Consider the following 26,177-nt stretch of genomic DNA (forward strand, 5'->3'; position numbering starts at 1 on the left):
ATGCGGCCCGGTAGAAAAGGTCAGGCAGCTTCGGTTTGCGCTGCAATCTCGGCTTCAAAAGCCCATGCAAGCCAGGGCAGCATCGCCTCGATATCTGATGTCTCAACCGTGCCGCCGCACCAGATGCGCAGACCCGCAGGGGCATCGCGATAGGCACCGATATCAAGCGCAATGTTTTCGGCCTCAAGCCGTTTGGCGACGGCTTTGGCAAAAACGGCACCATCTTGAATGCGCGTATCGGTGAACTTCAGACAGACCGACGTATTTGATTGAGTTGTCGAGTCTTCGGCCAGATTGGCGATCCAGTCATTTTGGTCGCAGAACGCATGAACCGCGCCAGCATTGGCATTCGCACGAGCAATCAGCCCCTGCAAGCCTCCGACTGAACGCGCCCAATCCAACGCGAAAAGGTAATCCTCAACCGCGAGCATTGAGGGTGTGTTGATCGTCGCGCCGGTGAACAACCCATCAATCAGCTTGCCACCTTTGGTCAGGCGGAAGATCTTCGGCAAAGGCCATGACGGGGTGTAACTCTCCAAGCGCTCGACCGCGCGCGGAGACAGGATCAGCATCCCATGAGCCGCCTCTCCGCCTAGAACCTTCTGCCAGCTGAACGTTGTCACATCCAACTTGTCCCATGGCAAGTCCATCGCGAACGCAGCGGATGTCGCGTCACAGATCGTCAGACCCTGACGATCATCAGCAATCCAGTCGCCATCTGGGACCCGCACACCCGAAGTCGTTCCGTTCCATGTGAACACCACATCGTTGGCGAAATCGACGGACGCGAGATCAACGATCTGCCCGTACTCGGCGGTTTTCACTTCAGCGTCGATTTTCAGTTGCTTGACCACATCAGTCACCCAACCCGCGCCAAAGCTTTCCCAGGCCAGCATTTCAACTTTGCGCTCACCCAGCAAAGACCAAAGCGCCATCTCAACCGCACCGGTGTCCGAGGCTGGTACAATGCCGATGCGATAATCCGCTGGAATGCCTAGAATCTCTCGCGTGCCTTCAATGGCCGCCTTCAGCTTGTCCTTGCCAACAGCAGCCCGATGCGAGCGGCCCAAGGCGGCATCTGCCAGTTTGGTCAGATCAAATGTGGGGGGTTTGGCACAGGGGCCCGAGGAAAAACGCGGGTTGGCCGGCCGCGTCGCCGGTTGTTCGATAGTCATGTGTATTACCCTTCCAGATACACGCCCCTCGTTGGGGAGGGGTGTCCCACGCACAGAGGTATGGGTCGTTTGCACCTGCAGCAAGCGTAAAAGACGCTTCATCAGCGGAAAACGACACTGGAGATTGGCTCAGATCGGAACACAGGTTTCCGATGGGCGAAAACCCCCGCCAGTTGGCGGGGGTTTATTGATTGAGGTTTACTCTGCTGCGTCCATGTATTCGGTCATTGGCGGGCATGTGCAGATGAGGTTTCTGTCGCCGTATGCGTTGTCGACGCGGTTGACGGGGGACCAGTATTTGTCGACGCCCATGGAGCCCGGGGGGAAGCAGGCCTGTTCACGGGTGTAGGGGCGGTCCCAGTCGCCGACCAGATCGCGCACCGTGTGGGGGGCGTTTTTCAGCGGGTTGTTTTCCGCGTCGATCTTGCCGTCGATGATGTCCTGTGCCTCGGAGCGGATGGACAGCATGGCGTCGCAGAAGCGGTCCAGCTCGTCCATGGGTTCCGATTCCGTGGGCTCGACCATCAGGGTGCCGGCCACCGGCCAGGACATGGTGGGCGCGTGGAAGCCGCTGTCCACCAGACGTTTGGCAATGTCATCGACGCTGACATGGGCCGCCTCGTCCAGCGGGCGGGTGTCGAGGATGCATTCATGCGCCACGCGACCCGTTTCCGAGGTGTAGAGGATCGGGTAGGCATCCTTGAGCCGCGCCGCGATGTAGTTGGCGTTCAGGATCGCCACCTTGGTCGCCTGCGTCAGACCCGCGCCGCCCATAAGCAGCACATAGGCCCAGCTAACCGGCAGGATGGACGGAGACCCAAAGGGCGCCGCCGAGACCGGACCCACGGCAGTGCCGTATTCCGGGTGGCCGGGCAGATGCTCGGTCAGATGCGCTTTGACGCCGATCGGACCCATGCCGGGGCCGCCGCCGCCATGGGGGATGCAGAAGGTCTTGTGCAGGTTCAGGTGGCTGACGTCACCGCCGATGTCTCCGGGACGCGACAGGCCGACCATGGCGTTCATGTTGGCGCCGTCGATATAGACCTGACCGCCGTGATCATGAGTGATCTGGCAGACCTCCTGCACGGTGGTCTCGAACACGCCATGGGTCGAGGGGTAGGTGATCATGCAGGCGGCCAGATGGTCCGAGTGCTTTTCGGCCTTGGCGCGGAAGTCATTCAGATCAATGTTGCCATTCTCATCCGCCTGCACCGGCACAACCTGCCAGCCCACCATCTGGGCCGAGGCCGGGTTGGTCCCATGCGCCGAGGTCGGGATCAGGCAGACATTGCGCTGCCCTTCGCCCCGGGCGAAGTGATAGTTGCGGATGGTCAAGAGGCCTGCGTACTCACCCTGCGCGCCCGAGTTGGGCTGCTGGCTGATCGCGTCATAGCCGGTGATCTGGCACAACTTGTCGTTCAGATCATCGATCATCTCATGATAGCCCTGCGCCTGATCTTCGGGGCAGAACGGGTGCAGGTTGCCGAACTCGGGCCAGGTGACCGGGATCATCTCGATCGTGGCGTTCAGCTTCATGGTGCACGAGCCCAGCGGGATCATCGCCCGGTCCAGCGCCAGGTCGCGGTCGGCCAGACGGCGCATGTAGCGCGTGATCTCGGCCTCGGCCCGGTTCTTGTGGAAGATCGGGTGGGTTAGGTACTCGCTTTCGCGCAGCGCGTAATCCGGCAGGCGATAGGCCACGTTCGAGCTGTCATCCTTGCGGTCGATGCCGAAGGCCCCCCAGACCGCCTCGATGGTCTCGGGGCGGGTCTGTTCGTCCAGGCTGATGCCCACTTTCGTGTCGCCGACCTTACGCAGGTTGACGCCCCGGGCCACAGCGGCCTCCATGACCGTTTTCTGCAGATGGCCAACCTCAACCGTGATCGTGTCGAAGAACACTTCCGGCTCCACAGCAAAGCCTGCCTCTTCCAGACCGGCGGCCAAACGCGAGGTCTTGCGGTGCACCGATTGCGCGATGGCCTTGATGCCGTCGGGGCCGTGATACACGGCATACATCGAGGCAATCACCGCCAGCAGCGCCTGCGCGGTGCAAACGTTCGAGTTGGCTTTCTCACGCCGGATGTGCTGTTCGCGGGTCTGCAGTGCCAGGCGGTAAGCCTTGTTGCCCCGGCTGTCGATGCTGACACCGATGATCCGGCCCGGCATCGAGCGCTTCAGCTTGTCGGTGGTCGCCATATACGCGGCGTGCGGGCCACCATAGCCCATCGGCACACCAAAGCGCTGGGTCGAGCCGATGGCGATATCCGCGCCCATCTCGCCGGGCGACTTCAGCAGCGCCAGCGACAGGATATCGGCGGCGACGATGGCAATCGCCTTGTGTTCATGCAGGGCCGCAATCTCAGCGGTGAAGTCGCGCACATGGCCATGGGTGCCGGGGTACTGGAAGATGGCGCCAAAGACCGCGCCCGCATCCAGCGTGTCCGGATCAGCCACCTGCACCTCGATGCCCAGAGGCTCGGCGCGCGTTTTAATCACCGCGATGGTCTGCGGGTGGCAGTTCTTGTCGACAAAGAAGGCTGCGTTGTTGGCCTTGGACCGGCCACCGCGCTTGGCCATCGCCATGGCTTCCGCCGCAGCAGTCGCTTCGTCCAGCAAGGACGCGTTGGCCACGTCCAGCCCGGTCAGGTCGCTGACCATGGTCTGGAAGTTCAACAGCGCCTCAAGTCGGCCCTGGCTGATCTCGGGCTGATAAGGCGTGTAGGCCGTGTACCAGGCCGGGTTCTCCAGAATGTTGCGCAGGATCGGCGCCGGCGTGGTGGTGCCATAATAGCCCTGACCGATCAGCGAGGTCAGAACCTTGTTCTTGCTCGCCACCTCTTTCATGTGAAAGAGCGCATCGCGCTCGGTCATCGCCGGACCCCAGTCCAGCGGCTCTTTCTGCCGGATCGCGGGCGGGACGGTGGCGTCGATCAGCTCGTCCAGCGTCTTGAAGCCGATCACCTTGAGCATGTCGCGCATCTCGGTCGGGCTGGGCCCGATATGGCGGCGGTTGGCGAAGTCATAGGCTTCGTAATCGGTCAGTTTGAAGGCCATGTGTGCGCTCCTCAAGGATAGGTCAGGCCCGGCGGAGACGGCAGGAGCCTCCGGCGGAAGTATTTGGAAACAGATGAAGGGGCGGGGCCGCGCACGGACCCGCCGCCTGAGTTAACCGATGAAGGCCTTGTAGCCGGCCTCGTCCATCAGGTCTTCGAGCTGCGAGGCGTCCGCGATCTTGATCTTGTAGATCCAGGCCTCGCCTTCGGGGTCTTCGTTCAGCGCGCCGGGATTGTCGGCCAGTGCCTCGTTCACCTCGGTGATCTCGCCGTCGACCGGTGCGTAAAGCTCGGACGCCGCCTTGACGGATTCAATCACGCCGATCTCGCCGCCTTTTTCGAACTCGTCGCCTGCTTCCTGCTGTTCCACGAACACCACGTCACCCAACTGCTCGGCGGCGTGTTTGGTGATGCCCAGCGTGGCGGTGTCGCCGTCAACGCTCAGCCATTCATGCTCTTCGGAATAATAGGTTGCCATGTCTCTCTCTCCTGACTTCAACGCTTGTAATTCTGTTTGACGAAGGGCAGCGCCACGATCTCAGCCGGTTGCGGCTTGCCCCGGATGATCAGGTTCACCTTCTCGCCCGGCTCGCCATGGCCTTTGCTCACATAGCCCATCGCCACCGGTCCACCCACCGTGGGGCCAAACACGCCCGAGGTGATCTGACCGATGCTGTTGCCCTCAAGGCACTGCACTTCCACGCCCTGACGCGCTGGCGCACGGCCTTCGGGCTTGATGCCCACCAGCTTTTTGGCGGGACCTTCGGCCAGTTCCTTTTGCACGCGGTCCGCCCCCGGAAAGCCGCCCTCTTCCTTGCGGCGTTTCTGGATCGCCCAAGCCAGCGAGGCCTCGATCGGCGAGGTGCTCTGGTCGATGTCATTGCCATAAAGGCACAGACCTGCCTCCAGCCGCAGGCTGTCGCGCGCGCCCAGACCGGCCGCTTCGCAATCCTCATGCGCCAGGAAGGCTTTGGTGATCTCAATCGCCTTGTCCTCGGGGATCGAAATCTCGTAGCCATCCTCGCCGGTATAGCCCAGCCGCGAGATACGGCATTCGACGCCGTTGATATCCGCCACGGTGGTTTCCATGAACTTCAGATCCCGCGCGGCGGGGCACAGTTCGCCCACAACGTTTTCCGCCGCAGGGCCCTGAACGGCCACCAGCGCACGGTCGAAAATCTCGATCACTTCGACGCCTTCGAGGTGCTCACGCATATGCGGAATGTCCTGATGCCGCAGCGCCGCGTTCACCACCACAAAGTAATGATCGCCCGCATTCGACACGATCAGGTCATCCATGATCCCGCCTTCGGCATTGGTGAAAAACCCGTACCGCGCCTTGCCTTCCTTCAGCGTCGCATAAGCCTGCGGGCAAAGCGCTTCCAGCTTCTCACCCACATTCTCACCCCGCAAAATCACCTGACCCATATGGCTCACATCAAACACCGCCGCCTTCTCACGGCACTGCTTATGCTCCCCCATAATCCCCAACGGATACTGAACAGGCATCTCCCAACCCGCAAAATCAACCAACTTACCCCCCAACTCAACATGCAAAGCGTGAAGAGGCGTGCGTTTTAATTCGGTCATCAGACTAACCTTTCAATCAGCGGGACTGGTCGCGAACAACCGTGACGGTGCAATGCGCGTTGCGCACGACACGGGCCAGGTTCGGGCCAATCTCGTAGTTCGGAAAATCGCCTTTGGTCGAAGCCATGACGATCAGATCAAAGCCCACTTTGTAGGCGAGCTTCAGTATCTCACGATAGACGCTGCCTTCTTCGATATGGATCGCCACATCAGATGCACCGTTGTGATCCAGTATGGCCTGCACCGCATTGCGCACGTGGTCTTTTGCGCCTGCGCCATAGTTGGCGGGCAGGTTCGGCAACTGGATGATCTCAGGAATGACGGCAATTGCGTGCAATTCGGCACCGTAGAACTTTGCTTGTTCTTGTGCGAGCGGCAGGGCGTTCTTCCACGAACGGTCGTCGGTGTGATCAATCGGCAGCAGGATTTTCGTGGCCATCACGTCTCTCCTCGAGAAATGGAATTCTGTTTGAAGCCGGGGGGCCGGGATGGCCCCCCGTATTTTCATCCGAGATTATTCGGCGGGTGTGCCGCCTGGCTCTTCGGACTTGCCGCCCGAAGCGAAGAACTCTTTCGTCAGTTTGAAGACGATCGGGCTCAGTAGCGCCAGGGCGATCAGGTTCGGAATGGCCATCATCGCGTTCAGCGTATCGGCCAGCAGCCAGATGAAGCCCAGATCCGCTGTTGCGCCAAAATAGATCATGACGATCCACAGGACGCGGTAGGGCATCAGGGATTTCACGCCTAGCAGAAACTCAACACATTTCTCGCCATAGAAGGACCAGCCCAGAATGGTGGTAAAGGCAAAGATCGACAGAGCGATGGCGATGAGATACCCACCGATACCCGGCAGCGACAGTTCGAACGCGTGACTGGTTAGTGCTGCACCGGATTCACCCGATGTCCAGGCACCCGACGAGATGATAGCAAGACCGGTGATGGTGCAGACGATGATCGTGTCGATGAACGTACCCAACATCGCGATCAGGCCCTGGTTGACCGGACCTTTGGTCTCGGCTGCGGCGTGTGCGATCGGAGCGGAACCCAGACCGGCTTCGTTCGAGAAGACACCACGTGCCACACCAAAGCGGATCGCGGCCCAAACGGCAGCACCCGCGAAACCACCTTCGGCGGCCGACGGGGTGAAGGCGTAGGTGAAAACAAGCGACAGAGCGGAGCCGATGTTACCGATGTTGATCAGTAGAACCAGCAGGCCTGCGACGATGTAGGCAATCGCCATGAACGGAACCAGTTTACCTGCAACCGCACCGATGCGGGTGATGCCGCCCAGGATCACGGCCGCGGTCAGAACCATCAGGACAACGCCGGTAACCGAAGTGTTCAGGCCGAAGTTCGACTCCAGAACCTGTGCAACACCATTGGCCTGTACACCGTTGCCGATGCCGAACGCCGCGATTGCGCCGAACAGAGCAAATGCAACACCCAGCCAGGCCCATTTCGCACCGAGGCCGTTTTTGATGTAGTACATCGGGCCGCCGACATAGTTACCAAGCTCGTCTTTTTCGCGGTATTTCACCGCGCAGACAGCTTCGGCATATTTGGTGGCCATGCCCACCAGGGCGGTCATCCACATCCAGAACAAGGCGCCCGGACCGCCCAGGAAGACAGCAGTGGCCACACCAGCGATGTTGCCCGTACCGATAGTCGCAGATAGCGAGGTCATCAGCGCGTTGAACGGGCTGATCTGGCCCTCGCCCTGACCTTCGCGGCCTTTGAACAGCAGGCTGAAGCCTGTGCCAATGCGCAGGATCGGCATGAACTTCAGGCCGACCTGCAGGAAGAAGCCAACGCCGAGAATGAGAACCAGCATCAGTGGCCCCCACACGACGCCATTGATGGCCCCTACGATTGAATTTAACGCTTCCATGGTTTCCCTCCCATTTGCGTTAGGTTTATGCCCTGTTCGCCAAAGCCCGCTGGCGGGCCCGCTTAAGGGCGGCAAAGTCTTCGTCCGCGTGGAACGATGATCGGGTCAGCGGCGTTGCCGACACGTGCAAAAAGCCCTTGGAACGCGCGATCTGTTCCAGTTGGGCAAATTCTTCCGGTGTCCAGAACCGGTCAATCGGATGGTGTTTAGGGGTCGGTTGCAGATATTGGCCGACGGTCAGGAAATCGACATTGGCCGCGCGCAGGTCGTCCATGACCTGACGGACATCGTCAAGACTTTCGCCAAGCCCGACCATCAGGCCAGATTTGGTAAAAAGCTCCGGGTTCGCGCGTTTGGCATCATCCAGCAGACGCAGCGAGGTGTAATAGCGTGCACCCGGTCGCACAGTTGGATAAAGGTGCGGCACAGATTCCAGATTGTGGTTGAAAACGTCCGGCGCCGCTTCAAATACGATCTCTGACGCAGTGCCTTTTCCAAGAAAATCGGGTGTCAGAACCTCGACAGTCGTACCGGGGTTCTGATGGCGCACGGCACGGATGGTCTGAGCGATATGCTCGGCCCCACCATCTGCTAGATCATCGCGATCGACCGAGGTGATCACCACATGAAGCAGGCCCAGTTTCTTGACGGCGGCGGCGACTCGCCCGGGTTCAAACACATCCAGAGCATCCGGGCGACCCGTTGAGACATTGCAGAACGAACAACCCCGCGTGCAAACCTCACCCATGATCATCATGGTGGCGTGGCGCTTGGACCAGCATTCGCCGATATTGGGGCAGGCGGCTTCTTCGCAGACCGTCGCCAGATCATGCTCGCGCATGAGGCGTCGTGTTTCATAGTATTCAGCGCTGTCGCCCTTTTTCTTGCGAATCCACTTGGGCTTGCGCGGGATGACACTGTCGGCCTTTTTGGCTTTTTCCGGGTGGCGAGGGCGAAGCTGGATGGTCATCTGGCTGGTCTCCCTTATGCGTGGATCGCGCGGCCCAAGGCGTCGAGGCAGGCTTCTTTGACGGCCTCGCCCATGGCCGGGTGCGCATGGCAGGTTGCAGCGACTTCGGACACCGTTGCGCCCTTTGTCATCGCCAGAACCAGTTCAGCGATTAGATCGCCGCCATGGGCTCCGCATATATGCGCACCCAGGATCTGGCCGTTCGGGTCTGCCAGAACCTTCACTGCACCGTCTGTTTCACCGGTCGAACGCGCGCGCGAGTTCGCCATGAAGGCGAATTTGCCGACCGAATACTCGGCACCGGATTCTTTCAGTGCTTCTTCGGTCAAACCAACCGAGGCGACTTCGGGGTCGGTGTACACCACGCCGGGAACAGTGTTGTAATCGACGTGGCCAGCTTCGCCTGCCAGCATTTCTACACAGGCGACACCATCTTCTTCGGCCTTGTGCGCCAGCATAGGTCCGGGAACGCAATCACCGATGGCGTAGATGCCCGGGACAGATGTCTGAAATGCGCCATCAACTTCAATGAAACCGCGTTGGTTCACGGCCACGCCCAGCTCTTCCAAACCAAGGCCACGTGTGACTGGGCGGCGACCCACGGCGATCAACACCTTGTCGGCCTCGATCACATCTTCTTCGTCCTTGCCGACGCGGTCCACAGTTAGTGTCAGGCCAGTATCCGTTTTGTCGACGGATTTCAGTGCCCGGCCCAGCTGGAATTTCAGGCCACGTTTTGACAGCGCGCGTTGCGCCAGTTTGGCAATTTCAACATCCATGCCGGGCAGCACGCGGTCTAGATATTCGACGACCGTAACTTTGGCTCCGAGACGCGCCCAAACTTGCCCAAGTTCCAGTCCGATGACACCGGCACCGATCACCACCAGATGCTCGGGCACACTCTCCAGCGCAATCGCGCCCGTCGAACTGAGGATATCTTGCTCGTCAATCTCAATTCCTGGCAACGGGGTAGGTTCGGAACCAGTGGCAATGAGGATGTTCTTGGCCTCATGGACTTCGTTACCCACCTTGACCTGACCAGCGGCCGGAATACTGGCCCACCCTTCGATCAGATCAACGCCGTTTTTCTTGAACAAAAACGCAATGCCCTTGGTCAGGTCGCCTACGATCTTGTCCTTGCGTCCCATCATTGCGGGCACATCGATGCTGGCCCCCTCGACCGCAATACCGTGGGAGGAGAGATGTGCAAGTTCGGCATATTTGGCCGAGGAGGTCAGCAACGCTTTGGAGGGTATGCACCCCACATTCAAACAGGTCCCGCCAAGCGCACTGCGGCCTTCAACGCAGGCAACTTTCAGGCCCAGTTGTGCCGCGCGGATCGCGGCGACATAGCCGCCCGGACCGCCCCCGATGACAATAAGACCGTAAGTCATTTGGTATTCTTTCAGTAGATCGGGTGGCTTGCGCAGAGCGCGCGGACCTTTTCACGGGTTTCCTTTTCGACGGTCTTGTCACCGTCAGACGATTGTGCCAGCGCGTCCAACACATCACCGATCATGTGGCCAATCTGTTTGAACTCTTCTGGTCCAAACCCACGGCTGCAGCCTGCGGCCGTACCAAGACGGATGCCGCTGGTGACAGTGGGCTTTTCGGGATCACCCGGAACGCTGTTTTTGTTGCAAGTGAATCCTGCACGCTCTAGTGCCGCTTCGGCGTCTTTGCCGGTTACGCCGACTGGGCGCAGATCAACCAGCATAAGGTGGTTTTCAGTGCCGCCCGAAACTATGTCGCACCCGCGCGCCATCATCACGTTGGCCAGTGCCGAGGCACTGTCGACAACGCGCTGCATATATTCTTTGAATTCAGGCTGCAGCGCTTCACCAAATGCGACTGCCTTGCCTGCGATCACATGCATCAGGGGGCCGCCCTGCAGACCCGGGAAAACAGCCGAGTTGATCTTTTTTGCCAGCGCTTCATCGTTTGTAAGAATAATCCCACCGCGCGGACCGCGTAGCGTCTTGTGCGTAGTCGACGTAACAATGTGTGCGTGCCCGATGGGCGAAGGATGCAGGCCAGTCGCAACCAAGCCGGCGATGTGGGCCATGTCTGCCAGAAGCCATGCGCCAACTTCGTCGGCAATGGCGCGGAAGCGTGCGAAATCGATCTTTTGCGAATAGGCCGATGCGCCTGCAATGATCAGTTTGGGCTTTTCGGCTTTCGCCAATTCTTCAACCTGATCATAGTCAATCAGCCCGGCCTGGGTCAGGCCATATTGAACCGGACGGAACCACTTGCCGGACTGGGCAGGTTTTGCGCCATGGGTCAGGTGACCCCCAGCATCCAACGACATACCAAGAATCGTGTCACCTGGGCTGAGTAGTGCCAGCTTAACCGCTCCGTTGGCTTGCGCGCCCGAGTGCGGCTGGACGTTTGCATATTCACAGCCAAACAGCTTCTTCAATCGATCAATGGCTTCGGCCTCGACCTCATCCACATATTCACACCCACCATAATAGCGGCGACCCGGATAGCCCTCGGCGTATTTGTTTGTAAGTACGGAACCCTGCGCATCGATCACTGCCTGAGAGACGATGTTCTCGGAAGCGATCAGTTCGATCTGTTCAGCCTGGCGTATGCCCTCGCGTGCGATCGATGCTGCGATGACGGGATCAGCCTCGGTGAGCGGTTTTGTGAACATGATCTCCTCCTGTAATCTCGTTTCCAGTGTACGAAATTTTGTTTCCTATAGTGGAATTAGTGTTCGGAAGGCAACAAAAATTTCATCACAGTAAAGTTGTTTGGCTCGGGGGAAATGAGTAAGCTTTGATAAAACAAGGAGATTCCCATGTCTGAGGACAACCTGAAAGATGGTGCCGGACCGGAAGAACAGGACGAGGGGGCGGCTTTGGGTCGGTCGATCCGGGATGCACGCCGCGCAAAAGGCTGGACATTGGAGGAGGCCGGGCGCGAAGCGGGAATCGGTCGATCAACACTTTCAAAGATCGAAAACAACCAGACACGTCCAAGTTTCGAGATCGTGCGGCGGCTGACACAGGCCTTGGACATGAACACGCCACAGCTGTTCTTGCAGTCCGCTCAATCGGGAATTTCGGGGCGACGTGATTTTACGCCGAAAGGGCAAGGCGAGATAAGAAATACGCCGACCTACATGCACGAATTGCTGTGCTCGGACCTGACCAGTAAGCGAATGCTTCCTTATATCGCGACGATAAAAGCGCGTGACATATCAGAATATGAGAACTGGATCAGGCACACAGGCGAAGAATTCATGTACGTTATCAGTGGCGAGTTGATATTCGTATCCGAGCATTACCGCCCCTTACCGATGAAACCCGGAGATTCTCTGTACTACGATAGCGGTATGGGGCATGGCTGTATTTCTACGAGTAAGGAAGACGCCAGGGTCCTGTGGGTTTCGCTGGAATGACACGTTAGGCCACGGCGCTTTCGCGCAGAATACCAATACTAACCTGAGCAAACGGATATCTCATGGACCGGACTATTTTCACTGGAACTATGCCTGCCCTTATGACGCCGTGTAAGTCAGACAGGACACCTGACTTTGACGCGCTGGTCAAAAAGGGCAAAGAGATGATCGCGGCCGGCATGTCCGCTGTCGTCTATTGTGGCTCGATGGGGGATTGGCCGCTTCTGACGGATGCCCAACGGATGGAGGGCGTGGAACGACTGGTCGACGCTGGCTTGCCGGTTGTCGTGGGGACGGGTGCCATCAACTCGAATTCCGCTGTGGCGCACGCAGCACATGCGCAGAAGGTCGGCGCGGCAGGGTTGATGGTTATCCCTCGGGTTCTGTCACGAGGCTCATCGGTTGCCGCGCAAAAGAACCACTTCAAGGCTATTCTTTCTGCGGCACCGGACGTGCCTGCGATCATCTACAACAGCCCTGTCTATGGGTTTGCCACCCGTGCGGATTTGTTTTTTGCACTGCGGGCCGAGCATCCGAATTTGGTTGGCTTTAAGGAGTTCGGGGGTAAGAATGACCTGCGCTATGCCGCCGAACATATTACATCGCAGGACGATCAGGTCACTTTGATGGTAGGCGTCGATACAGAAGTCTACCATGGGTTTGTGAATTGCGGCGCCACCGGATCGATCACCGGGATAGGAACGGCACTGCCCAAAGAGGCATTGTTGCTTGCGGCGCTTTCGAAAAAGGCAGCAGAGGGACATGCCGAAGCACGGTTGCGCGCGCGGGAGTTGGACGAGGCATTTGGCGTTCTGGCAAGTTTTGACGAAGGCACGGATCTTGTTCTTTACTACAAGCATCTTCTGGTGCTGAACGGCGAAGAGGAATACAGCCTGCATTTCAATGAAACCGACGTGTTATCTGACGCCCAGCGAAATTACTGCGAGCAACATTACAATTTGTTTAAGTCGTGGTTTACCGATTGGGTTCGTCAGGGTGGAGTCATTGCGGAATGCATGTGATTGACAGCCATACCGGTGGAATGCCCACACGGGTCATTCTGGACGGGGGGCCTGATCTGGGTTCAGGATCACTGGCTGAACGCGCCAAGCGACTGGCAACGGAACATGAGCGGTTCTACAAGTCTGTTCTACTGGAGCCGCGCGGCCAGCCCGGCATGGTCGGGGCGCTCCTTGTCGAACCGGTCATTGCTGGTTGCAAAGCGGGCGTGATCTACTTTGACGCGGATGCGGTACTGGGCATGTGCGGCCATGGGACGATCGGGTTAGGCGTAACATTGGCGCATCTTGGACAGATCGAGGTTGGCGCGCACCGAATCGAAACTCCGGTAGGTGAGGTTAAGATTGATCTGCTGGACGCCAACACCGTGCAGGTCACCAACATTGAAAGCCGCCGCGTACATCATTCCGTGACGGTCGAGACTGCAGAGTATGGCCCCGTCACCGGCGATGTCGCTTATGGCGGCAATTGGTTCTTCATTGTCGAGCCAAGCCCGATCCCGGTTGCGCCTGAGAACATTCGCCCGCTGACCGATATGGCTATCGCAATTCGCGAAGCCTGCATTGCGCAAGAAGTTGGTGGCGAAAATGGCGAGCCGGTTGATCACGTGATCTTTCAGGGCAACTCATCGAATACAGGTATTCATAGCAGAAACTTTGTTCTGTGCCCCGACGATGACTATGACCGTTCGCCTTGCGGCACCGGCAGCTCGGCCCGGCTGGCCTGCCTCGCGGCCAGTCGGCGCTTGTCCGCTGGGGAAGAAATCGTTCAGGAAAGCATCATCGGAAGTTCGTACCGGCTGTCCTATCAGCCGGGGCAGGGCGGGGGCATTGTCCCCCAGCTAACTGGCCAGGCGCATGTGATGGCAGAGGGTAAGCTCTTCTTTGCGCAGAATGATCCGTTTCAATTTGGTATTGCGCGTTGACGCAGGGAGACGAGCAAGACGGAATCCCATTCGGGCGTCGTGTTCAGAAAATCGTATCAGGTGGACAAACCGGCGTAGACACTGCCGCATTGGAGTTTGCCCGCGCAAATGGCATCCCCTATGGCGGCTGGGTGCCGAAGGGTCGAACGAATGAGGATGGGTTGATTCCGGCGCATCTCAGCGGGCTTGTTGAAACGAAGTCTGAAGATGTCGCTGAACGGACAAGGCTCAACGTCTTTGCCAGTGACGCCACGCTTGTTTTTATCGACGGGTCAGACAGTCCCGGCACGCGGAAAACGGTTGAGTTTGCAGTTGATGCTGAAAAACCGCATCTGGTGGTGGATATAAGAAAAGGAAAGGCCGATCGCGCGCAACAGATACGTGCTTGGCTGAGCGCTAACCCTGTAACTGTTCTGAACATTGCAGGCCCGCGCGCTTCGGAGGCCCCCGAGATTGGTCCGCGTGTGCACGAGGTGCTGGACGCTTGTCTGGATCAGTTCATTCAGCCCAAATAATCGCGCAGCGCTGGCGGAGGATTGTTGAAGAGTGTCTCGGTCTCTGCAGGTGGATGTGCGATTTGATCCGCAACCAATACGGTTTGGTCGGTTATCCGAAGCGCATCCCGTGGGTCGTGGCTGACCATAAGCAGGGTGGTTTTGGTCTCGGCGACTAATTCAGCGACCAGATCGAGCATCTCTGTTTTCAGGGCAGGGCCAAGGGCGGCGAAAGGTTCGTCGAGCAATAACACCTGACGCTTTTGCACGAGGATTCTGGCCAGCGCCACGCGGCTTTGCTGACCACCTGATAATTCAGCGGGCTTTCTGGCCGCCATTCCCTGCAGGCCAACGCGGCCGAGGGCCGATTGAATGTGGTGTTGGTCGTCTGCAGTCAAACCTCCATTGGGCCTTAGGCCCAGGGCGACATTCTGTTCGGCGCTCAGGTGAGGAAACAGGTTTCCGTCCTGAAACAGCATTGCCATCGGTCGACTGCCTGGTGGTAATGTCGATAGGTCATGATCCTTCCAGTGGATGTGCCCACTTCTCAGGTCTCGAAAACCGGCGATAGTTTCAAGAAGTGTTGATTTTCCTGCCCCCGACGGACCGATGATCGCAACGCTGGATCCGGCCTTGACCTCAAAGTCAGCGCTTAATTGGAAATCGCCATTTGCGATGATGCAATTGTCAAGCTTCAGCATGCCAGCGACCCCCTCGATCCAGAACCCAGAAAACACCCATCGATAGTATAAGCAGTAGCAGCGCGCCTCCTGCTGCGGCCTGCATCTGGTAGGCGCCCATCAGGCGGTAGATTTGCAGGGGCAGCGTTGCGATCTGCGCATCTGCAAACAGGGCGATCACACCCAGATCACCCATGGAAAGTGCCGCCGTCAGGCCCGCGGCAAAACCGATCTGGGGGCGCAGGCGTGGAAGCATGACACGCAAGAAAAAGGACCAGTTGTTCATGTTCAGGGCCAGTGCCAACCGCCCGTGCCGTTCCAACACATCGCGCGCTGCGGGAACCAAAATTCGAAGGGCGAAGGGCAAGGCCATGACCGCGTTCACAAGCGCGGTTACCGGCAACGCAAGAGTTGTAGGATTGGCCAGCGGGCGGATCAGAATAAAGAGACCCGTACCAATGACCAAGGGCGAGGCGGCGAGGCCAAGAAGTCCGCCAAGTTCGATGATGCCGAACCGGCCTGTCGCGACGGCTGTCGCCATGGGCAGGGCCAGCAGTAATAGGAGGATGGTACTGGCGGCGGCAACACAGATTGAAATTATAGCGGCACGGAACACCAAAACCGGCATCTCAAACAGCCCAGCGATACCCGAAATCGTGACGGATGCCAGAGGTAGCAGCAGGAACGCGGCGGCAGTGATAATCCAAAACGCATCCAACAGCGGTCCTCGGCCATCCCAGCGCCGGGCCTCACGATTCAGGCCGGTACCGAACCCGTCGCCGCGCGAGAACTTTAAGGCTGCCAACGCAGCCGCTGCAGTCAGGACAAGTTGCAAAGCGGATAATAAGGCGGCGCGCCCTAAGTCAAAATCATATGTAAAGGCCTGATAGATCGCGAGTTCAATCGTGGTGGCGCGCGGCCCTCCACCCAGCGTCAGGGCAACCGCAAAACTGGTCAGGCAAATGGCGAAGATCACGGCCAGCACTCCGGGCAGAATGCGGCGAAGCATTGGCAATTCGATCAAACGGAACATTGCCATTCCTTCGCACCCAAGTTGGGCCGCTAGCCGGAAACGCTCGGCAGGGATCTCCTGCCAACCCTGCAAGATCAGGCGTGTTGCTAGAGGTAGATTAAAAAATACGTGGGCCAGAACGACCCCATGCAGCCCATAGATTCGAATGGGCGGCAGACCGAAATAGCCTAACGCGTCCGAGATCCATCCTGCCCGGCCAAAGACCTGAAGCAATCCCAAGATGGCGACGATGACCGGCAGGATGAAAGGTGCACCCAACAGCGTGATAAGGACGCGCCTACCGGTGAACCGGCGGCGAGCCAGCGCGCGGGCGACCGGAATAGCCAGACCAGCGCTGAACACTGCAGAGAGTGTTGCTTGCAACAGGGTGAAGCGTAAGGCTGCCCAGTCGGCTGGACCAAACCCACCGCCAGAATCAGCGCGCACTGCCACCATGAACAGTGTGCCCAATATCAGCGCGGCAACGATCGCAGCCGCACTGACACCGGGAAGTGGGTTTACTGGCTGAGTGCGCCCAACCATTCCGAAAGCGCCTGTTCCCGCGCGATGGCGGCTTGGTCCTGATCAAACAGCAAGGACTTCTGAGGGATCGTTAGAGTTTCAAAACCTTCGGGCAGACCGGAAGATGGGGTTACGGCCGGGTACATCCAGTTGGTTGTTGGGATGATCGTCTGAAACGCGTCAGACACCATGAAGTTCAGAAACTGATCTGCCAGCTCGGGCTGATCGGAATTGGCTAGCTTGGCCGCAACCTCGACCTGCATATAATGGCCTTCGTCAAAGGCTGCTGCTGCTTTGCTGGCATCTTCCTCGGCAATCAGGTGATAGGCTGGCGAGGTCGTATAGCTTAGAACCATGTCGGCCTCACCTTCAAGGAACAAGCCATATGACTCGGACCAGCCCTTGGTAACCGTCACGATATTGTCAGCAAGGTCAGCCCAGATTTCTTGGGCTTCATCGCCATACGCGGCCTTGACCCACAGCAGAAGTCCCAGCCCCGGCGTCGATGAACGCGGATCCTGAATGATGATCTTGATGTCACTATCTGCCAACTCGCGGAAGCTGTTAGGAGCGGCAAAATCTGCATTGTGAACAAATGCAAAGTAACCCCAGTCGTAGGGGGCAAAAACTGTGTCGGTCCACTCGATGGGCAGAGCATACTCGGCAGTGACTGAATGAGGTGCAAACAGGCCGGTTTCTTTAGCTGCCGATATCAGGTTGGTATCCAAACCCAATACAATATCGGCGTCGCTGTTTTCGCCTTCTAGCCGGATGCGTGACAGCAATGCTGCGCCATCTTCGACGCCGACAAGGTTCAGGTCGCATTCGCATTGCGCTTCAAACGCCTCTTCGACCTTCGGGCCGGGGCCCCAGTCCGAAACGAAGCTGTCGTAAGTATATACGGTCAACGTGGGCTTATCGGCTGCCACAGCCGAAGTCGCAGTCAGTATTCCCGCAGCAATTGCCAGATGTTTCATATCATCCTCCAATGCGGCGAGAGGGTAAGGATGGATGAAACCTGTACCTTTCCCTCCGCCGGTTCTAGCCGGTTCAGGTTCAACGGGTTTGCCAATTAGCATCTCAGCGCGGTCTTTAGCGCACCCCGAGGTAGGGTCGTGATTAGGGGGATGAGAGGACGATTTCAACCGAAATCGTTAGGTTCTCGTTCAATAAGCATTGAATGAAATACCATAAGAACGAGCCACGAAGCCAGAGAAGTCCTTTAGGAGATATGCGCATATTTGACGCGCATACAGTATATTGATATTCTCGGGCACATGGAGGCCAAGACAGAATGAACGCTCAACCACGCAAACCGACCAATCTATCACTTGATAGCGCTTTGCTCACCGAGGCCAGAGCGCTGAACGTGAACCTGTCGCGTGCCGCCGAAGAAGGAGTGCGTGCCGCCGTTACCGCTGCGAAGGCAGCACAGTGGAGGGCCGAAAACGCGGAGGCACTGCAAAGCTCAAACTCGTATGTTGAACGGCACGGGTTGCCCTTGGACCGCTTTCGTCAGTTCTGATGCCGAAATACGATGTATTCCCCAACCCCTCCGGCGATGGCTATCTTCTGGATGTGCAAACCGATCTTCTGAGCGATCTGAATACCCGCATAGTGGTGCCGCTTTTGCCAAAAGCACATGCGCCGAAACCAGCGACCCGCCTCAACCCTGAGTTCCTGATAGATGGTGAGCAGGTTGTAATGGTGACCCAGTTCATGGCTGCTGTTCCTGTGGGACTCCTCAAATCACCAGTGGGTCATCTGAAAGATGATTTCGAGCAGATCACCGTGGCCGTAGATATGCTGATGCAAGGTTTCTGAACGACAATAGCTGGCCTCATTGGCCAGCCACTTTGCGCGCATAACACCTGTCAGGTGTTATGCTTCTGCTCTACTTGTCGCGCAGTACCACGACACTGCAATGTGCATGACGGACCACACGTGCAGCCGTTGAACCGATCAGATAGTCCGAAAGGCCCGGTTGGTGTGACGCAACCACTATGCAGTCCACTTTATGTTCCTCGGCCCAATCCAGAATGGAATTTGTTGGATGACCTGTAACAACATGAGTGCCGATCTTCGGAGACTCCATCGATGCGTTCAGTTTGTCCTCAAAATCAGAAACGCTTTTCTGAACCTGCTCGGGTGGAAAGTACGACCCGATATACGAAGGTAGTTCTTCGAGAACGGACAGCACCGATACTGTCCCGCCATCCGACAGCAAGCGGCTTGCTGCATCCAGAGATTTGGCACAGTCGTTGATGTGATCAGGGGCGACTGGAACGAGGATATGGTTATACATCTGTACCTCCGGATTATTTCAGGATGTTGGGCAACCAGGTGGCGATCTGCGGGAAGATGAAGATCAGGGTCAGGCCAACGAACTGGAGTGCCACAAACGGGCCAACCGAATTGTAGACATCCCCCATGCTGACATCCTTGGGCAGAACCCCTTTGATCCAGAACAGCACAAAACCGAACGGAGGTGTCAGGTAAGCGATTTGGATGTTCACGATGAACAGCGCGCCAAACCACAGCTTGTCGATCCCCAATTCGTCGATAATCGGGATGAACAGTGGTGTGCACAGCATGATGATGGCCCAATCATCCATCACCATACCCAGGACGAGAATGATCAGCATCATCATCAGCAGGATGCCGGTTGCACCGCCGGGCATGGAAAGAACCAGATTGGTCAGCAGGTCCTGGCTGCCAAGCGTGTTGAACACATTAAGATAGACGGTGGCACCAATCAGAATCCAAAGCCCCATACCGCTGAGCTTCAAGGTGGACACCAACGATTCCCTCAGCACCTCCCAGGTCAGTTTGCCGTAGATCAGGTTGATGACAAAGGCGCCTGCGGCACCAAATGCGGCAGCTTCTGCCGGTGTTGCGATACCGCCCCAGATGACGCCCAGAACGATGATGATGAGTAAGGCAAACGGCCAGATGCTGAGAACGGCGGTCAGTTTTTCGGTGCGGGTGAATTTCTGATCAGCGGGCAGGGCGGGGCCCAGCTCGGGCTGGATTTTACAACGTACGCCGATGTAGATCGTGTAGAACGTGGCCAGCATCAGGCCGGGCAGCAACCCCGCCATGAACAGGTCACCGATCGAAACCTTGGCCAGCAATCCATAGAAGATGAACGGAACGCTTGGTGGGATCAGAGCACCCAACGCACCGCCTGCCGCGATACAACCGATCGCGATACGGCGATCATATTTGTAGCGCATCATCGAAGGATAGGCGATCTGACCCATCGTGGTGGTCGCCGGCGGTGTGATGCCGGTGATTGCGGCAAAAACAGTACAGACCTGAACTGTACCCATCGCGAGACCACCATGAATGTGGCCGATCAGCTTGTAAACGGCGTCATAGGCCGTTTCGGCTATCCCCGAAAATCTTATGAGTGAGCCCATGAACAGGAACAAAGGCACTGTGACCAGTACCGAATTCCAAGGCGTTGAATAGAATGCACTGGGTACGGACAACAGCGCGCGAGGTTCGAAAACCAGGGCAAATAGAACCGCTGTTCCGCCCAAGCCGAAAGCAACCGGCAGCCCCATGAAAAGGATCCCAAACAGTATTAAGAAATACAGCGCTGTAATTAGTTCGAGGCTCATGATCTTTAGTTTCCCTACCTAGTGGCCGTTCGCGCGGTCTTTGCCGGGTTGTGTGTCAGCAGTGCTTTTAACACTGACATGCGCCCGTCTGGTCCGCTGGCCCGACGATCAGGCCAGCGAAAGAGTTTTAGCTATATTGGAAAGATGACATTGCGCGGGATTATTGCGCGTTCGCCTTGTCTTCCAGGAACCTCTTGAAGATTTCCACGCCTTTGGCGTTGCCCTCGGATGCGGCTGCAACCTGCGGCCACACTTCGGCAATGGATTTCTCGCGCATACGAGCAACTTCTTCATCGCTCAGCTCGATTACTTCACCACCGGCATCGCGCAGGATTTGAAGCGCTTCTTCGACACCTTCCGCATGCATGCGGCTGGTTTCGAAATAGGTTTCTTCAAAAACTCCGTTGATCTTTTCGCGCTGCCAGTCGGTCAGGGCGTTCCAGCTCTGCAGGTTGATAAAGATCTCCTGGTGCTGAGCAGGGTTCCAACCGGGCATGATCGCATAGTCGATTACTTCCTGGAACGACATGTCATCGATGCCGCCTGTATCCCAGTAGGTGCCTTCAATGGTGCCCAGTTTGATTGCGGTGTAAATCTCACCACCGTTCATCGAGACCGGCGCGCCGCCCATGGTCGAGTGGAAGATGGCCTGGGGTCCACCGGCGCGCATCTTGCGGCCTTCCAGATCTTCCAGTTTTTCGACCCGGAACTTGGTGAACATTGCGTTCGGTCCCTGGTTGGTCCAGCCTGCCCATTGCAGGTTCCGCGCGTTGGCGGCCTCTTGCACGATGTCCCCAACGCGGTAGTCGGGGTTGCCCCACATCACTTCCCACGCTTCTTCGGTGTTGTCGGCGCCCATGGCCATGCCAAACGCCAGCATGCCTTCGGGCATGTCGCCACCATAGACTGAACCCCAGCCCGCGTAGCCATCGGTCAGACCAGCCGCCGCTGCGCCAAAGGCCTCTGCACCGCTGACCAGCGCCCCTGCGGGCTCAACACGGATTTTGACCGTGCCTTCAGTCGCTTTTTCAACTGCTTCAACCCAAGGGATCAGGCCATTGTCCCAGCCGGCATCGGTCTGGTCAAATGCGGGCTGGAAGGTCCACTCGGTTACTTCATCCGGCGGCCCATCTTGTGCGACGGCAATGCTTGCGGTCACGGCTATGGCGCCTGCCCACATGGTTGTGTGCACAAACCTGTTTGGTTTCATGTTTATTCCTCCTCGTTAGTGGATCAGTCTATTTTCGTTTGTATTTGCAGGTGCCCAGGCCAGCGTGCCTAACTGCGCCCGAAGATCGTTTGCAGATCGCGGAGCAAGTGTTTCAGGACCACCAAGAGAACCATTGCACCGCTGAGTGGGATCGCAAATTTGATCGGATAAATCGGGATCGGAATGGATGTCGGGGTCTTCTGATTAAGCATCAGAGACAGCGATGCGGCTTCGTAACCCTTCCAGATCAATGCGACCAGAAACAGGATTGCAATCGGTGCCGTCAGGACATCCAAAATCGCTTTTGACCGCTTGCTGGCGTTTGCATAAAACAGGTCGAGTTTGACGAAACTGTCATGCTGCAACGCATAGACGCCGCCGGTGCAGGCCAACAACACCATCGCAGCTTGCAATGTGGTGCCGATCCACTGGGAGGGCGCGTTCAGTACATAGCGCATGAATACGTCCGACACGCCAAACGCCATGCAATACAAGATGAGAAACCAGCCGATGCGGCCCATGACTTCTGAGATTGCGCTTGTCAGCTTTTCCAGACCGCGCATCAGCATGCCAACCTCGTTGTGTTTTTCATGGATCTGGTTCTCCCTCAAGAAATCTGTGCGCTGAATTGATGTACCGGACCCTTCGCGTCGGGGTTCGGACGGACATCAGAGAAACGTCTGCTGAATCGCTGTTCACAGAGTCGACGCATATCCCACTCCTGCAAAACCATGCGAACGGTCTCCCTCCCTAGTCGCATCGAACGGCCCGGGTGATCCCTAATTTCGACACGGAACTTCCCGGATCGCTACAGCAAACGCGAAGGAGTTCGACTGAGAAAGATACAGTTGTTTGTAATAATGGGTACAGATTTCATCGCGCCAAGTGACAGCTCGATGCCGCGATTCAGTCCCGAGCGATAAGATGTTACAAGTTCAACAATGGCAGCAAAGGTTGCTTAAGCACATCTCAGGTCGGTATAAGTGATTTAAAAACATAGCGTTGGCTGAAGTCTCTTTTTTGAGTTATCATCAACCCGCTTTTGGTAAGAGCGCAATTGCTTTCAGCATTGCCAGCACAGAATTGGGGCATTTGGCGTCGTTTCCACTTTGCATGGAGCACTTGAAAACATGGTTACAGTTTGCAAATCGCGTCGCAGAATTTGCGACTAGAGCCCGACAGGACATGACACAACGGTTGAGCATCGACAAAACTCAGTCCAGCGGTTTGCGAGATCAGATCGTCTCGCAGATTTCACGACTCATTTTTGAAGGTTTGATGCCGTCTGGACTAAAGCTTGCCTCATGTCGGGGGTTGGCGCGGGATCTCGATGTTTCGATCAATACGGTCGTCGCGGCTTATCGAAAGCTTGAAGAAGAGCAACTGATCGAGGCCCGGCCCCGCTCGGGTTATTATGTCTGCTCTGACGTAGGGATTCGCACGGACGGTGATGCGATTGGGCGAACCAGCACCAGACAGCGCACATCGATTGGCCAGAAACTGAACAAACTGCGCCGCACCGAAGAGATCGAAACCATCCAGCGCCCAAATGACTGGTACAAGTACGACTATCCGTTTGTGTGCAACCAAATCGATGATGGCGCATTCCCGGTTGCGGATTGGCGCGAATGCACTCGGTTGGCCATGAATCGAAAGCATCTGAAAATCTGGTCTGCAGACGGGCTGTACGAGGATTGCTTTGAACTTATCGAGCAGGTCCGGCAGCGCATCCTGCCCCGTCGCGGTATTTTTGAACCCAGCGATTCAATCCTGATCACATTGGGTTCGCAAAACGGGTTGTTTATCACCAGCCTGTTGTTCGGCGGGCGCGATAAAACTGCGGTTATGGAGGATCCGGGATATCCGGATGCACGCAAGATCCTTCAGGCAAATTTTGGGAATGTAAGGTTTCAACCCATTGATAGCGAGGGTTTGATCGTCGATGAACGTCTGCGCGAGGCTGACCTGGTATTCGTAACCCCCAATCGCCAGCACCCAACCACCGTTACGATGTCCGAGCGCCGCCGCAAGGCCTTGCTGCAGGCCGCTGAAGAGTATGATTTTTACATAGTCGAAGACGATTACGAATGCGATGTGGATTACCGGCATTCTACTTTGCTGCCGCTGCGCAGTCTGGATGACACGGATCGACTGATCTATTTGGGCAGCCTTTCCAAAGGTCTTTCACCAGGTTTGCGCCTGGGGTACCTGGCGGCTGCGCCAGAATTTATTGACGCCGCGCGCGATTGCCGGGGCATGATGATGCGCCATCCCCCGATGATCCTGCAGCACACTGCTGCCGCGTTTATCAACTTGGGGTACTATGATGGCTTGTTGCGCAGGGTTCGTCAGAATTATGAGCTGCGCTGGCATCTGGCTGATACGACGATCCGTGAAAAGCTACCCCATTTTCTGAAAACGGGCGAATTTGGCGGAACGGTTTTTGTGCTTTCTGATCCCGAGGCCCGGTTGGATGCCATGACGATATGTCAAGCCGCCCTAAAACGCGGTGTTATTGTGGAGCCGATCGGGCCCTGTTTTTCAAATAAAACCGCAGGGAGATACCACTTTCGTCTTGGCGTCTCGTCAATCCAACCCGGTTCTATCCGAAAAGGGATTGAGCTGTTGTCCGAAGTGATTTCAGACCTTCGCGCAACAAACTCGTAATGTACCAGGGCGGGAGGCAAACCAATAGTCCGCAAGCTTAAAAAGATTGATCGATGGTTCAATCTCCGACAGCTGAGTTTTCCCCCCACAGCATACGTGACACCAGGCTGGCTAGAAGGCTCAGGACGTACCAAGTCAACAGAAAGCCGACGCATTCCAGGGCGAATGACCCCCATTTGTAGAATAGGTCAGCAATAACAAAGGCGATAAGTAGCCAGGGGGCTTCCTGCCGCAAGAATGACTTTACGCCTTGTGATTTAATCGCTCTGTGCATGATGTAGATCCCTGAATTATAAATGGTTATAATGTTTTAGACGATAACGGGCGGATGGCGACGTGGTGCGTCATAGCGCTGCTGTGCGAACCAGGTCATGGTTGGTTCGATGTCAGTTTGGGTGTTCCCGCCCTGCAGCGTGTACCCGGCTGCCAGCCAGGTGAAGCCATCATCGGCAACCTCGGCACAGTTGGTGTAGTCGCCCCATTTTCCCAGACCCGGAGTGTCTGTGCCACGTCGAGCGAGGGCCAGCCGCCAAGTCAGATCGATATCGTCGTATGAGCCAACAACATGGCTCGGATGCAAATTCCCACCACCCGCAAAGACCGAAAGCCCTACATCACCAACCCGGTTTACAGCTGTTGAGGGGTAGGCGAACGCGATCTGACTGTTCCAGATATCCGGTTCGTCAATCAATGACATGGTTGCTTCGTCAATGCGGACGGTCCTGACGAAAGGGAGTGGCCTGTTGGTCTGACGATTAGCTGTCCACATAAAGCCCAGAACGCCGCGTCCCAGCCAACCAGCCATAATGCGTGGATCAGTGCGCGACATCCAGTCGCCACCGGTGGTCTGCGCGGAATAATTGCCTGCGGACCAAGGCGTGACATCGATGTCGAATTCATCTACGTCCGAGGCGTTCTCGGCCCATCTGAATACGCGGATCTGCGAGTTCGTGTTGTGGCTGGCAAAGTACATCGCGCCGCGTGCGCCTTGTACGCAGCGCAGAGAAAAGTTGTCTTCTGTTTCGAATATGTCGAATGATAGCGTTGCCGCGGTCGCCAGTTCGTCCAGTGAAATCCGCAGAATGACCGAGCGGGTAAACTGGTTAGCCCCGGCCGAGAACACATTGGTGCCCGCATACAAATAGTTTTCGGACAACGAAACGTGATTATAGTCGAACCACTCATTGTTCCACGCGGGATCAAGCCCGGCGGGGGTGAAATCCCAAATGTTCCATGTGTCGTTCCCCAAGGTGCGCCCTTGTTTGACCGCAACCCGCAGTGTGTTGGTGCCCCCCTGTTCGATATATTGAAGCAGCCAGATAAGCAGATCCCGGCTTGGGTCGTAAATCGTGGTCTGGTCGCAGCAAAACCCCCCGTCAACAGGTGGGAACAACGTGAAAGGGCTCATGTGAGACCAGCTTTGGCCGCCGTCCAGTGACCGACTTGCATACCAGTTGCCAGTGGCCAGAATCTGGCCTCCGTTGCTGGAAACCGTCGGTTCGCCCACAGTAGAGGTTTGGCCGTTAGTATCGAAATCCGTAAGGTTTATTGTGTTGAAAATCCTTGGCTGATGGGTCGAGGGCATAGCAGCCTCCGTAATCTATTCATGTCAAAAAATGCGCGTAATTGATTAGTAATCCAGTTCTGTCGGATCAGCGTCATTGCCGGATTGATCCGAATTATCTTCTTCCAAAGCAGGCCCGCCCTTTTTGCGAGTTTTTGAGACGCGCTCATCGCGTTCGCTCAGCATTTGCGGGGTCATGAGGCCTGACGCCCCGGCCCGTTCGCTCAGGGCGGAATGGGCCGATGGTTGTGGTCTCACCTCAAGTGTGCCCTTTCGGGTCGTTCGCTTTCCACGTGCTTGATTTGCCATTCAACTCTCCTATCCGTTCGTCAAGAAACGCATCCGAATTCGCAGGTCGTCGGATGGTGTTGA

25 protein-coding genes and 1 riboswitch are annotated in these 26,177 nt (G+C 57.0%); of the genes, 7 read left to right on the top strand and 18 right to left on the bottom strand.

Annotated features, from left to right (window positions below):
* Positions 1 to 20: 20 nt before the first annotated feature.
* The 9 genes from ACR0NE_RS00965 to glyA form a co-directional block, all read right to left on the bottom strand.
* Positions 21 to 1,175, bottom strand: a complete 1,155-nt coding sequence (locus tag ACR0NE_RS00965; protein ID WP_170596719.1) for a phosphoserine transaminase — start codon at positions 1,173 to 1,175, stop codon at positions 21 to 23.
* 198 nt (positions 1,176 to 1,373) lie between these two features.
* Positions 1,374 to 4,229 carry an aminomethyl-transferring glycine dehydrogenase gene (gcvP, locus tag ACR0NE_RS00970; protein WP_170596853.1) on the bottom strand — a complete coding sequence of 952 codons (2,856 nt, stop codon included), beginning with the start codon at positions 4,227 to 4,229 and terminating at the stop codon, positions 1,374 to 1,376.
* A gap of 111 nt (positions 4,230 to 4,340) precedes the next feature.
* Entirely contained in the window at positions 4,341 to 4,706 is a 366-nt protein-coding gene (gene gcvH / locus ACR0NE_RS00975; RefSeq protein WP_170393732.1) for a glycine cleavage system protein GcvH, read from the bottom strand.
* 17 nt (positions 4,707 to 4,723) lie between these two features.
* Positions 4,724 to 5,818 carry a glycine cleavage system aminomethyltransferase GcvT gene (gene gcvT, locus ACR0NE_RS00980; protein ID WP_170509019.1) on the bottom strand — a complete coding sequence of 365 codons (1,095 nt, stop codon included), beginning with the start codon at positions 5,816 to 5,818 and terminating at the stop codon, positions 4,724 to 4,726.
* Between the two features lie 16 nt (positions 5,819 to 5,834).
* Positions 5,835 to 6,257, bottom strand: coding sequence for a universal stress protein (locus ACR0NE_RS00985; protein WP_170596717.1), 423 nt, complete (start codon positions 6,255 to 6,257; stop codon positions 5,835 to 5,837).
* 75 nt (positions 6,258 to 6,332) lie between these two features.
* Complete coding sequence (locus tag ACR0NE_RS00990) at positions 6,333 to 7,706, bottom strand: alanine/glycine:cation symporter family protein (RefSeq protein ID WP_170393738.1); 1,374 nt, start codon at positions 7,704 to 7,706, stop codon at positions 6,333 to 6,335.
* 25 nt (positions 7,707 to 7,731) lie between these two features.
* Entirely contained in the window at positions 7,732 to 8,676 is a 945-nt protein-coding gene (gene lipA, locus ACR0NE_RS00995; protein WP_170596715.1) for a lipoyl synthase, read from the bottom strand.
* Positions 8,677 to 8,690: 14 nt separating this feature from the next.
* Positions 8,691 to 10,070 carry a dihydrolipoyl dehydrogenase gene (lpdA, locus tag ACR0NE_RS01000; RefSeq protein WP_170596713.1) on the bottom strand — a complete coding sequence of 460 codons (1,380 nt, stop codon included), beginning with the start codon at positions 10,068 to 10,070 and terminating at the stop codon, positions 8,691 to 8,693.
* An 11-nt stretch (positions 10,071 to 10,081) separates the two neighbouring features.
* On the bottom strand, positions 10,082 to 11,335 hold the full coding sequence (gene glyA, locus ACR0NE_RS01005) for a serine hydroxymethyltransferase (RefSeq protein ID WP_170596711.1): 1,254 nt from the start codon (positions 11,333 to 11,335) through the stop codon (positions 10,082 to 10,084).
* A gap of 147 nt (positions 11,336 to 11,482) precedes the next feature.
* On the opposite strand from glyA, the gene ACR0NE_RS01010 reads away from it, so the two are divergent.
* From ACR0NE_RS01010 to ACR0NE_RS01025, 4 genes are all read left to right on the top strand, one after another.
* The gene (locus ACR0NE_RS01010) at positions 11,483 to 12,085 is read left to right on the top strand and encodes a helix-turn-helix domain-containing protein (protein ID WP_170393747.1); all 603 of its coding nucleotides are present in this window, start codon (positions 11,483 to 11,485) and stop codon (positions 12,083 to 12,085) included.
* A gap of 62 nt (positions 12,086 to 12,147) precedes the next feature.
* Positions 12,148 to 13,107, top strand: a complete 960-nt coding sequence (locus ACR0NE_RS01015) for a dihydrodipicolinate synthase family protein (protein WP_170596709.1) — start codon at positions 12,148 to 12,150, stop codon at positions 13,105 to 13,107.
* Positions 13,098 to 14,030 (top strand): 4-hydroxyproline epimerase, encoded by a 933-nt coding sequence (locus tag ACR0NE_RS01020; RefSeq protein WP_170596707.1) that lies wholly within the window; start codon positions 13,098 to 13,100, stop codon positions 14,028 to 14,030. Before ACR0NE_RS01015 ends, ACR0NE_RS01020 begins: the two co-directional genes overlap by 10 nt.
* Positions 14,027 to 14,545: a putative molybdenum carrier protein gene (locus ACR0NE_RS01025; protein WP_170596705.1), complete on the top strand. Its 519-nt coding sequence runs from the start codon at positions 14,027 to 14,029 to the stop codon at positions 14,543 to 14,545. The genes ACR0NE_RS01020 and ACR0NE_RS01025 overlap by 4 nt, the downstream gene beginning before the upstream one ends.
* On the opposite strand, the gene ACR0NE_RS01030 is transcribed toward ACR0NE_RS01025, so the two are convergent.
* The 3 genes from ACR0NE_RS01030 to thiB are packed head-to-tail and all read right to left on the bottom strand — an operon-like array spanning position 14,533 to position 17,715.
* Positions 14,533 to 15,225: a thiamine ABC transporter ATP-binding protein gene (locus tag ACR0NE_RS01030; protein WP_170393755.1), complete on the bottom strand. Its 693-nt coding sequence runs from the start codon at positions 15,223 to 15,225 to the stop codon at positions 14,533 to 14,535. The genes ACR0NE_RS01025 and ACR0NE_RS01030 overlap by 13 nt on opposite strands.
* Positions 15,212 to 16,759, bottom strand: coding sequence for a thiamine/thiamine pyrophosphate ABC transporter permease ThiP (locus ACR0NE_RS01035; RefSeq protein WP_170562178.1), 1,548 nt, complete (start codon positions 16,757 to 16,759; stop codon positions 15,212 to 15,214). Before ACR0NE_RS01035 ends, ACR0NE_RS01030 begins: the two co-directional genes overlap by 14 nt.
* A complete protein-coding gene (gene thiB / locus ACR0NE_RS01040; protein WP_170562176.1) occupies positions 16,735 to 17,715 on the bottom strand; it encodes a thiamine ABC transporter substrate binding subunit in 981 nt (326 codons plus the stop codon). Before thiB ends, ACR0NE_RS01035 begins: the two co-directional genes overlap by 25 nt.
* A gap of 32 nt (positions 17,716 to 17,747) precedes the next feature.
* A riboswitch (TPP riboswitch) is annotated at positions 17,748 to 17,853 on the bottom strand.
* Between the two features lie 179 nt (positions 17,854 to 18,032).
* Here thiB and ACR0NE_RS01045 point away from each other — a divergent pair.
* Together ACR0NE_RS01045 and ACR0NE_RS01050 are read left to right on the top strand one after the other, a co-directional pair.
* Entirely contained in the window at positions 18,033 to 18,263 is a 231-nt protein-coding gene (locus ACR0NE_RS01045) for a type II toxin-antitoxin system CcdA family antitoxin (RefSeq protein WP_170393761.1), read from the top strand.
* Positions 18,263 to 18,562: a CcdB family protein gene (locus ACR0NE_RS01050; RefSeq protein WP_170596703.1), complete on the top strand. Its 300-nt coding sequence runs from the start codon at positions 18,263 to 18,265 to the stop codon at positions 18,560 to 18,562. The genes ACR0NE_RS01045 and ACR0NE_RS01050 overlap by 1 nt, the downstream gene beginning before the upstream one ends.
* 70 nt (positions 18,563 to 18,632) lie before the next feature.
* Here ACR0NE_RS01050 and ACR0NE_RS01055 read toward each other — a convergent pair whose 3' ends face one another.
* From ACR0NE_RS01055 to ACR0NE_RS01070, 4 genes are all read right to left on the bottom strand, one after another.
* Entirely contained in the window at positions 18,633 to 19,043 is a 411-nt protein-coding gene (locus tag ACR0NE_RS01055; RefSeq protein WP_170393765.1) for a universal stress protein, read from the bottom strand.
* 13 nt (positions 19,044 to 19,056) lie between these two features.
* Entirely contained in the window at positions 19,057 to 20,364 is a 1,308-nt protein-coding gene (locus tag ACR0NE_RS01060) for a TRAP transporter large permease (RefSeq protein ID WP_170393768.1), read from the bottom strand.
* 160 nt (positions 20,365 to 20,524) lie between these two features.
* Entirely contained in the window at positions 20,525 to 21,523 is a 999-nt protein-coding gene (locus ACR0NE_RS01065) for a TRAP transporter substrate-binding protein DctP (protein ID WP_170625728.1), read from the bottom strand.
* 119 nt (positions 21,524 to 21,642) lie between these two features.
* A complete protein-coding gene (locus tag ACR0NE_RS01070) occupies positions 21,643 to 22,143 on the bottom strand; it encodes a TRAP transporter small permease subunit (protein WP_170393772.1) in 501 nt (166 codons plus the stop codon).
* A 616-nt stretch (positions 22,144 to 22,759) separates the two neighbouring features.
* Here ACR0NE_RS01070 and ACR0NE_RS01075 point away from each other — a divergent pair.
* Entirely contained in the window at positions 22,760 to 24,241 is a 1,482-nt protein-coding gene (locus ACR0NE_RS01075; RefSeq protein WP_170393774.1) for an aminotransferase-like domain-containing protein, read from the top strand.
* 310 nt (positions 24,242 to 24,551) lie between these two features.
* Here ACR0NE_RS01075 and ACR0NE_RS01080 read toward each other — a convergent pair whose 3' ends face one another.
* Complete coding sequence (locus ACR0NE_RS01080; protein ID WP_170596701.1) at positions 24,552 to 25,826, bottom strand: hypothetical protein; 1,275 nt, start codon at positions 25,824 to 25,826, stop codon at positions 24,552 to 24,554.
* A gap of 45 nt (positions 25,827 to 25,871) precedes the next feature.
* Complete coding sequence (locus tag ACR0NE_RS01085) at positions 25,872 to 26,114, bottom strand: hypothetical protein (protein ID WP_170393778.1); 243 nt, start codon at positions 26,112 to 26,114, stop codon at positions 25,872 to 25,874.
* Between the last annotated feature and the right edge of the window lie 63 nt (positions 26,115 to 26,177).

The sequence above is a fragment of the Ruegeria sp. C9 genome (assembly GCF_056537585.1).

What these genes read in the sequence shown, in the direction of transcription:
- ACR0NE_RS00965 (WP_170596719.1), bottom strand. Translation starts at nt 1,175, where the DNA reads ATGACTATCGAACAACCGGCGACGCGGCCGGCCAACCCGCGTTTTTCC.
- gcvP (WP_170596853.1), bottom strand. Translation starts at nt 4,229, where the DNA reads ATGGCCTTCAAACTGACCGATTACGAAGCCTATGACTTCGCCAACCGC.
- gcvH (WP_170393732.1), bottom strand. Translation starts at nt 4,706, where the DNA reads ATGGCAACCTATTATTCCGAAGAGCATGAATGGCTGAGCGTTGACGGC.
- gcvT (WP_170509019.1), bottom strand. Translation starts at nt 5,818, where the DNA reads ATGACCGAATTAAAACGCACGCCTCTTCACGCTTTGCATGTTGAGTTG.
- ACR0NE_RS00985 (WP_170596717.1), bottom strand. Translation starts at nt 6,257, where the DNA reads ATGGCCACGAAAATCCTGCTGCCGATTGATCACACCGACGACCGTTCG.
- ACR0NE_RS00990 (WP_170393738.1), bottom strand. Translation starts at nt 7,706, where the DNA reads ATGGAAGCGTTAAATTCAATCGTAGGGGCCATCAATGGCGTCGTGTGG.
- lipA (WP_170596715.1), bottom strand. Translation starts at nt 8,676, where the DNA reads ATGACCATCCAGCTTCGCCCTCGCCACCCGGAAAAAGCCAAAAAGGCC.
- lpdA (WP_170596713.1), bottom strand. Translation starts at nt 10,070, where the DNA reads ATGACTTACGGTCTTATTGTCATCGGGGGCGGTCCGGGCGGCTATGTC.
- glyA (WP_170596711.1), bottom strand. Translation starts at nt 11,335, where the DNA reads ATGTTCACAAAACCGCTCACCGAGGCTGATCCCGTCATCGCAGCATCG.
- ACR0NE_RS01010 (WP_170393747.1), top strand. Translation starts at nt 11,483, where the DNA reads ATGTCTGAGGACAACCTGAAAGATGGTGCCGGACCGGAAGAACAGGAC.
- ACR0NE_RS01015 (WP_170596709.1), top strand. Translation starts at nt 12,148, where the DNA reads ATGGACCGGACTATTTTCACTGGAACTATGCCTGCCCTTATGACGCCG.
- ACR0NE_RS01020 (WP_170596707.1), top strand. Translation starts at nt 13,098, where the DNA reads ATGCATGTGATTGACAGCCATACCGGTGGAATGCCCACACGGGTCATT.
- ACR0NE_RS01030 (WP_170393755.1), bottom strand. Translation starts at nt 15,225, where the DNA reads ATGCTGAAGCTTGACAATTGCATCATCGCAAATGGCGATTTCCAATTA.
- ACR0NE_RS01035 (WP_170562178.1), bottom strand. Translation starts at nt 16,759, where the DNA reads ATGGTTGGGCGCACTCAGCCAGTAAACCCACTTCCCGGTGTCAGTGCG.
- thiB (WP_170562176.1), bottom strand. Translation starts at nt 17,715, where the DNA reads ATGAAACATCTGGCAATTGCTGCGGGAATACTGACTGCGACTTCGGCT.
- ACR0NE_RS01045 (WP_170393761.1), top strand. Translation starts at nt 18,033, where the DNA reads ATGAACGCTCAACCACGCAAACCGACCAATCTATCACTTGATAGCGCT.
- ACR0NE_RS01050 (WP_170596703.1), top strand. Translation starts at nt 18,263, where the DNA reads ATGCCGAAATACGATGTATTCCCCAACCCCTCCGGCGATGGCTATCTT.
- ACR0NE_RS01055 (WP_170393765.1), bottom strand. Translation starts at nt 19,043, where the DNA reads ATGTATAACCATATCCTCGTTCCAGTCGCCCCTGATCACATCAACGAC.
- ACR0NE_RS01060 (WP_170393768.1), bottom strand. Translation starts at nt 20,364, where the DNA reads ATGAGCCTCGAACTAATTACAGCGCTGTATTTCTTAATACTGTTTGGG.
- ACR0NE_RS01070 (WP_170393772.1), bottom strand. Translation starts at nt 22,143, where the DNA reads ATGCTGATGCGCGGTCTGGAAAAGCTGACAAGCGCAATCTCAGAAGTC.
- ACR0NE_RS01075 (WP_170393774.1), top strand. Translation starts at nt 22,760, where the DNA reads ATGACACAACGGTTGAGCATCGACAAAACTCAGTCCAGCGGTTTGCGA.
- ACR0NE_RS01080 (WP_170596701.1), bottom strand. Translation starts at nt 25,826, where the DNA reads ATGCCCTCGACCCATCAGCCAAGGATTTTCAACACAATAAACCTTACG.
- ACR0NE_RS01085 (WP_170393778.1), bottom strand. Translation starts at nt 26,114, where the DNA reads ATGGCAAATCAAGCACGTGGAAAGCGAACGACCCGAAAGGGCACACTT.